Source organism: Verrucomicrobiota bacterium (genome assembly GCA_016871495.1).
In the GTDB taxonomy this organism is placed as follows: domain Bacteria; phylum Verrucomicrobiota; class Verrucomicrobiia; order Limisphaerales; family VHDF01; genus VHDF01.
Map to the genome: position 1 here is coordinate 1 of VHDF01000141.1, position 7475 is coordinate 7475.

Genomic DNA, 7475 nt, shown 5'->3' on the forward strand with positions numbered 1-7475 from the left:
GCGCGAAGTGGCCAAGAGCCCCGCATGAGACGAAGCGGTCTCGTCGAGCGGCTTGGGATCGATGGCGAACGGCGACTTGGCTTGGACGGGCAAGCGAGCTGGCATGCGAAATAAATACATTATATATATAACATTGCAAGAGAACAATTCACATCTGATGCGTCCTGAAGCGGTTTTTTTGAATCGCTACCGAATTACCCGTGGATCAGGGAGGGGAGTGATGGATTGACTTTGTTCGTTGGGATTGAGGAAAATTCCACTCTGTTACGATCAGATTGATCTAGTATGAAGAGATTTCGCTCGTTCGCCCTTTCCGTCATGGCAGTGGTGTGGGTTGCTTCAGGGGTCGGTTCCCGGGCAGCCTCGGTTGATTTCATCAAAGAGGTCCAGCCGTTGCTTGAGCTCCACTGCGTGAAGTGCCATGGACCTGAGAAACCCAAGGGGGGATTGCGTCTCGATACCCTGGCCGGCGCTCTCAAGGGTGGAGATGATGGATCCGCACTCGTGGCCGGAAAGCCTCTTGAAAGCTCCCTTTACACCACAACCATCCTTCCGGCGGACCACGACGATGTCATGCCTCCGCCCAAAGAAGGCCGGCTCAACAAGGCTGAAACGGACACCCTGAAAGCCTGGATTGAGGAAGGCGCCAAGTGGCCGGAAGGACTCACGCTTTCGGTTAGAAAAAAGATCAATTTCGCCAAGGACATCCAACCCATTTTCGAGTTCAACTGTGTGGCGTGCCATCGGGAAGGGCACGATAAAGGCGATTTGCGCATGGACGAAAAGGAACTGGCGTTCAAAGGCGGAGAAAGTGGAACCGGAATCGTGCGTGGCAGTCCCGACAAGAGCCCCATTTACACGACCACGATCTTGCCGGCCGATCACGATGACCTGATGCCGCCTTCCAACAAGGGCGGTCCTCTTCCGAAAGAAACCACCGAATTGATTCGGGCTTGGATCGAACAAGGCGCTCCCTGGCCGGATGGCCTCAAATTGACTCCGAAAAAGGCTGAGGAAGCTCCCGGAGCCAATGACGCTGTGACCTCGGCGGACATCCAAAAGAAGATCCTCTCCCATCTCAAGGTGACAGAAGAAAAGGACATGAAACCTTACAAGGATCTGATTTCAGGCACGGGGGTTACTTTCGAAATGCTGCCGATTCCGGGCGGGAAAGTCACGGTTGGCAGCCCGAATTCCGAATCGGGTCGAAAGGACGACGAAGGGCCGCAGGTGAGCGTCTCCGTGCAGGCCTTCTGGATGGGCAAGTTCGAAGTGACATGGAACGAGTTCGAGCTGTTCATGTATCCCGAGGAGGAAAAGAAGCGAATCGCTTCGAACAATGAAACCTACAAGGACGATCTTTCCGATGCCGTATCGCGTCCGACCAAGCCGTATGTGGAGATGAGCTTTGGCATGGGTCGGGATGGCTTTCCTGCCATCAGCATGACCCAGCACGCGGCCAACAAGTATTGCCAGTGGCTCAGTGCGCGGACCGGACATTTTTATCGACTCCCCACGGAAGCGGAATGGGAGTACGCCTGCCGGGCCGGGACGACCACGCCGTATTCTTTCGGTGACGATGAATCGAAGCTTGGGGAATACGCTTGGTTCGGGGATAACAGCGACTTTAAGTATCAAAAGGTTGGGAAGAAGAAACCGAATCCCTGGGGGCTGCATGACATGCATGGCAATGTCGCCGAATGGTGCCTCGATCAGTATTTCACAAATTATGCCTCGAAGGTGGTCTCGCTGGCGGTTGACCCTTGGATCAAGGCGACCCAACCGTATCCGCACTCCGTTCGCGGCGGGTCCTGGGATGATGCTCCCGACAAGTTGCGCAGTGCGGCGCGGCGCGGATCCAATAAGAATTGGAAAATCCAGGACCCTCAGCTCCCCAAGAGCATTTGGTACCATACGGACGCTCAATTCCTGGGATTCCGGATTGTGCGTCCCCTGAAAGTGCCCCCGCCCGAAGAGATTCAGAAATATTGGACAAGTGGCGTTGAAAAGGAGTAAGTTTCAGAAATTTCCATTTCCAACGCAATGAAGGCCTTTGATGGGTCCTCCTTTCAAGCAGGGCTTCGGGCTTGGACACAAGAGCGAATTATGAACGAACATCCATCTCCTTCTGACCTTAACCGCCGCGGATTTCTCCGTGCCTCTTCCACGGCTGCCGGAGCGGCACTTCTGGGCGGCCTGTCCATCGAACGATCGGCCCACGCCGCCGGCAGCGACACCCTGAAACTGGCTCTGGTAGGGTGCGGCGGCCGAGGGACCGGCGCTGCGGAACAAGCCCTCAGCACCTATACGCAGGGCAATGTCAAACTGGTGGCCATGGCCGACGTCTTCAAAGACCGGCTCGAAGGGAGCCTCCAGGGGTTGAAGAGGAATCATGCGGATCGCATTGAGGTCACCGACTCCGACAAGTTTATCGGCTTCGAAGCCTACAAACACGCGATTGCCAAGGCGGATGTCGTCATTCTGACGACGCCTCCCGGTTTTCGACCGATGCAATTCGAGGAAGCCGTGCGGCAGGGCAAACATTGCTTTATCGAAAAGCCCGTGGCCACGGATGCACCCGGCGTGCGGCGGGTCCTGGCCGCCGCGGAGGAAGCGAAGAAGAAAAACCTGAAAGTGGGGTGCGGTCTCCAGCGTCATCACCAGATGGGCTATCTCGAGACGATGAAGCGACTGCACGGCGGGGAAATCGGGGACATTGTTTCCATGCGCTGTTATTGGAACGGCACGACACCATGGGTTCATCCTCGGGCTGACTTGGAAAAGAAGGCGGGACGGAAGCTGACCGAAATGGAATACCAGATGCGCAACTGGTATTATTTCGCCTGGATCGGTGGCGACCACATTGTCGAGCAGCATATTCACAATTTGGATGTCATCAATTGGGTCAAACAGGGCCATCCGGTGCGTGCCCATGGCATGGGGGGGTGCGAAGTGCGCAAGGGGAAGGACTACGGCGAGATTTTCGACCACCACGCGGTGGAGTTCGAGTATGCCGACGGGTCGCGCATGTTCAGCCAATGCCGCCATATCAACGGTTGCTGGAGCAATGTCTCGGAACATGTCGTCGGCACGAAAGGCACCTGTGACGTCGGCAGTCACATCATCCGCGGAGCGAATCCTTGGCGATTCCGAAGTGAAGGGGCGAAGAATCCTTACCAGCAGGAACACGACGACCTGTTCGAAGCGATCCGCAAAGACAAGCCCTTCAACGAGGCCATCTTCGGAGCCGAGAGTTCCATGACGGCCATCCTGGGCCGCATGTGCACCTACTCAGGCAAAGTGATCGAGTGGGATCAAGCGATCAACTCGAAGGTGGACTTGATCCCCAAAGATCTTGCCTGGGACGCCATGCCCTTGGTTCAGCCTGGACCCGACGGAATGTACCCCATTCCTGTTCCGGGCGATCCGAACTGGTTCAAGAAAATCGTCTAGAACCCGTCCTCGGCCGGGATCGGAGATCGGAGCGCGGCTGGGCTCGAGGAGCCCACGGCAGGCCATGCGCGCGCTGGGAGTGCAGGCTGGGCAGCCTTCGCCCCACGACTGACTACTTCGGGATGCACGGGGGCACGCTTGGGTTCGAATTTCCGGAGCAGTTCTCATTTTGGTGGGTAGGGCGCGTCACTCCGTGCGCGCCGCCTTAGGAAACACCCGGTTTCGGCGCGCAGCGGCGTGCGCGCCCTACCTTGATCAGTCAAAATGAGAACTGCTGGGATTTCCGGGCTGACAATTTATGACGTGAACGGTAGGTTGCCGATGTGATCTCCTCACGACGGCTTGTCCTCCCGATCTTTCTGGTCGTCATGGGGACATTCCCGATCGTGTCGGTTCTTTCTGCGGCAGAGTTGCCGTCCCGCCCGCTGTCGAGCACGAGCCCGTGGTCCTTTCGACCTGTTCAACGTCCCAGTCTCCCTTCGATCAAACGTCCCGCCTGGGCTCGGACGCCGATCGACGTTTTTGTGCTGATCGCACTCGAGCGCGCCGGATTGGATCCTTCGCCACCAGCAAAGCGGCGTGATTGGTTGAGGCGCCTTTGCTTTGATCTCACGGGATTGCCACCCTCCGAATCGGAGATCGTGGCGTTTCTGGAAGACCAAGCGCCGGACGCTGAGGAGCGATGGATCGACCGATTATTGGCGCGCCAGACTTACGGGGAGCGCATGGCCCAGCACTGGCTTGATGTGGTCCGCTTTGCCGAGTCCGAAGGATTCGAATACGACCGGCACTTGCCGGGCGCCTGGCGATATCGTGATTACGTGGTGGAATCCTTCAATCGCGACAAGTCCTACCGCGATTTTCTGCATGAACAAATCGCCGGCGATGAGTTGCAACCACCGACCGAAGAGGGCCGGACTGCCGCCATCTTCCATCGCTTGGGACCCGTGCGTCGAAACGCCGGAAATCCGGAAATCGCCCTGAGCCGCAATGAAGTGCTCACGGAGCGGACGGACATCGTAGGAGCCGCGTTTCTGGGGCTGACCGTTGGGTGTGCGCGCTGTCACGATCACAAGCTCGATCCCATTTCGCAGAAGGACTATTACCGTCTGCAGGCTTACATGGCCGCGTCGCAAGAGGACGACGTGGTGCTGGCGCCTGCGGAGGAGAAGCTTAAATGGGAGAAGGAGTCCTCCCCCCTTCAGGCCCAACTCAAGAGTCTGCGGCAAAGAGCAGAGGAGGCGGAAGGCGAGGAGCGGATCAAACTTCGGAAGGAAATCGAGGCGGTGGAGCGTCGATTGCCGCTCCTGCCCGCTTCCATGCCTTCCATCAAGAACGACCCCGCGTCCCGAACGTCCATCCACGTCCTGGTTCGTGGCGAGTGGGAACGAAAGGGGGAGGCTGTGTCTCCCGGGCCCTTGGCGGCCCTGGCCAACTCCCAGCCGGCCTGGACCGGGGAGGATGACAGACGTCCGCGAACGGCCCTGGCGCGCTGGTTGCTTGAACCGGGCCATCCGTTGACGGCCCGTGTCGTGGTGAACCGGCTTTGGCAATGGCATTTCGGAAAGGGTTTGGTTGGCACGCCCAACGATTTTGGCTCGCACGGCGCGAGCCCTAGTCATCCGGAATTACTGGACTGGCTGGCGGATGAATTGGTCCGGCACGACTGGCGCTTGAAGCCCCTGCAACGCATGATTCTTCTGAGCGCCTCCTATCGCCAAGAATCAGGAGTCAAGCCCACTGCCCGTGCCCTCGCCTTGGATCCCGAGAATCGATTGCTCTGGCGATTTGAAAGACGCCGGTTGAGCGCGGAGGAGATTCGCGACTCGATGCTCGCCGTCAGCGGAGTCCTCCACCCATCGGTGGGCGGACCGAGTGTGATGGCGCCTGTGGACTCTGATTTGGTCGCGTTACTTTACAAACCCAGCCAATGGGAACCGGATGTGAAGCCCGAACGTTTGTTTCGCCGATCGGTGTATTTGATGGCGAAACGGAATTTGCGCCTCCCCTTCATGGAAGCCTTCGATCAGCCGTCATTGCTCACCAGTTGCGGCCGACGCGAATCAAGCACGCATGCGCCCCAGGCGCTCGAGTTATTGAACGGATCCCTGTCAAATGAACTGGCCCGGCGATTTTCGAAGCGCCTGGATCAAGAATCGGGAGGCCATCCGCGACGCTGGGTCGAGCGCGGCTTTTTTCTGGCTTGCGGCCGCTTGCCGGACGAGGAGGAGCTTCGGATGGGAGAACGATTTCTGGCGGAACAACCGGGGTCCGAGCTGGCCTTGGCGTTGTTCAATCTTAACGAATTTCTGTATGTTCCCTGAGCCAAGAGCCCATGTTCGTCCCACCTGGACGCGCCGTGAATTTGTCCGGGACGCCCTGTGCGGGTTTGGAGGGCTTGCCTTCTCGGAGTTGGCATCGAGGGCTGCGGCGGCGTCCGCTCCTGCGAATCCTTTGGCCCCCAAGGCTCCGCATTTGTCCGCCAAGGCGCGGTCGGTGATTTTTCTGTTCATGGCGGGCGGGCCGAGTCATTTGGAGACGTTTGATCCGAAGCCATTGTTGAACACGCTCCATGGGCAACCCAGGCCCAAGGCCTTCGGCGAGGCGAAGTATCAATTCATCAAGGGTTCGGCGAAACTACTGGGAACTCGGCGCGAGTTTCGGCGCCACGGTCAATGCGGCATGGAGGTGTCGGACTTGTTTCCCCACGTAGCGCATTGGACGGACCGCCTGGCTCTCCTTCGTTCATGCCATGGGGACATGGTGGTTCATTCCGCCGCCCAATACGAATTGTTCTCGGGCCGGATCGTTCCGGGCTATCCGAGCATGGGATCCTGGTTGGCCTACGGATTGGGCAGCGAAAGCGATTCTTTGCCGGCTTATGTGGTCATGCCGGATCCGAAGGGCGCGTTGGAAGCCGGGCAGCCGATGTATGGCCACGGTTTTTTGCCCGCCGTTTATCAGCCGACCATGTTTCGTCCAGGCGCCAAGCCGGTGCTGAACTTGAGTCTTCCCGAGGGCGTCACGGCGGCGCAGCGGAAGCGCACCCTGGACTTCATTCGCCAGGCCAATCTCAGGCGGATGACGCCCGAAGACGAAGATTTTCACGCCCGCCTGAACGCCTACGATCTGGCGTTCAAGATGCAGACGGAATCGCCCAGCCTTTTCGACTTCGGATGCGAGTCCCAGGAAACTCTTGATCTTTACGGGGTGGGCAGGGAGCCCACCCACGATTACGGACGCCGTTGCCTGCTGGCGCGGAAGTTGGTGGAAAAGGGCGTGCGGTTCGTGTGCGTGGTCGCTGGGGGTGGTCCGGGCAACATGCAGTGGGACGCGCATCAGGACATCGAGGAGAATCACTTGCGCAAAGCCGCGGAGACGGATCGTCCCGTGGCCGCGTTGCTGGCGGATCTGGAGAGGCGTGGGTTGCTCGAATCCACGCTGGTCGTGTGGGGAGGCGAGTTCGGGCGATCCCCTGAAGCCGAATCAGGCAAAGGCCGTGACCATCATAATCTGGGGTTTAGCATGTGGATGGCGGGTGGCGGCATCCGTGGCGGAGAGATTGTGGGGGCCACGGACGAGATTGGACTGCACGCGGTGCGCGACCGTGTTCATTTTCGGGACATTCACGCGACGATCCTTCATCAGCTTGGGGTGGATTCGGATCGTCTGACTTACCCGCATCTGGGACGCGACGAGCGCCTGACCTTTGTCGAAGGCCGAGTCATCCGGCAGATTGTTTAAGGAAGAGATTCAGGCCATGCTCGTCCGGTCGGTGGCGAAAACTTGATGGAAGAGAGCTTGGCTGGACGCGAAGCGGCCGCGGCGCCGCCTGTCCTTGGCCCAATGCATCCAGAGGTTGGCGGTGACCGGGTTGTCGTGGTCACGCAGACAACCCTGTCTGCTGTGGCGCAGGCTGCCCAGCCTGCGGGGCGACGAAGGAAACCCGGCGCGTGGAGAGCATGGAAGGGCCTCTTTCTTCACCCGCCGGGCCGCCGGGCCGTCGGCGATACGGCAGGCTG

General features: G+C 59.0%; 4 protein-coding genes. All 4 read left to right on the forward strand.

The features are described from left to right. Positions 1 to 318 precede the first annotated feature (318 nt). Positions 319 to 2016 (forward strand): hypothetical protein, encoded by a 1698-nt coding sequence (locus FJ404_18785; GenBank protein MBM3824898.1) that lies wholly within the window; start codon positions 319 to 321, stop codon positions 2014 to 2016. 90 nt (positions 2017 to 2106) lie between these two features. After that, positions 2107 to 3453 carry a Gfo/Idh/MocA family oxidoreductase gene (locus tag FJ404_18790; protein MBM3824899.1) on the forward strand — a complete coding sequence of 449 codons (1347 nt, stop codon included), beginning with the start codon at positions 2107 to 2109 and terminating at the stop codon, positions 3451 to 3453. Positions 3454 to 3776: 323 nt separating this feature from the next. Next, positions 3777 to 5777 (forward strand): DUF1553 domain-containing protein, encoded by a 2001-nt coding sequence (locus FJ404_18795; GenBank protein ID MBM3824900.1) that lies wholly within the window; start codon positions 3777 to 3779, stop codon positions 5775 to 5777. After that, positions 5767 to 7197, forward strand: coding sequence for a DUF1501 domain-containing protein (locus FJ404_18800; protein MBM3824901.1), 1431 nt, complete (start codon positions 5767 to 5769; stop codon positions 7195 to 7197). Before FJ404_18795 ends, FJ404_18800 begins: the two co-directional genes overlap by 11 nt. Positions 7198 to 7475: the final 278 nt, after the last annotated feature.

Coding starts and splice junctions, on each gene's coding strand:
- FJ404_18785 (MBM3824898.1), top strand. CDS start 319: ATGGCAGTGGTGTGGGTTGCTTCAGGGGTCGGTTCCCGGGCAGCCTCG.
- FJ404_18790 (MBM3824899.1), top strand. CDS start 2,107: ATGAACGAACATCCATCTCCTTCTGACCTTAACCGCCGCGGATTTCTC.
- FJ404_18800 (MBM3824901.1), top strand. CDS start 5,767: ATGTTCCCTGAGCCAAGAGCCCATGTTCGTCCCACCTGGACGCGCCGT.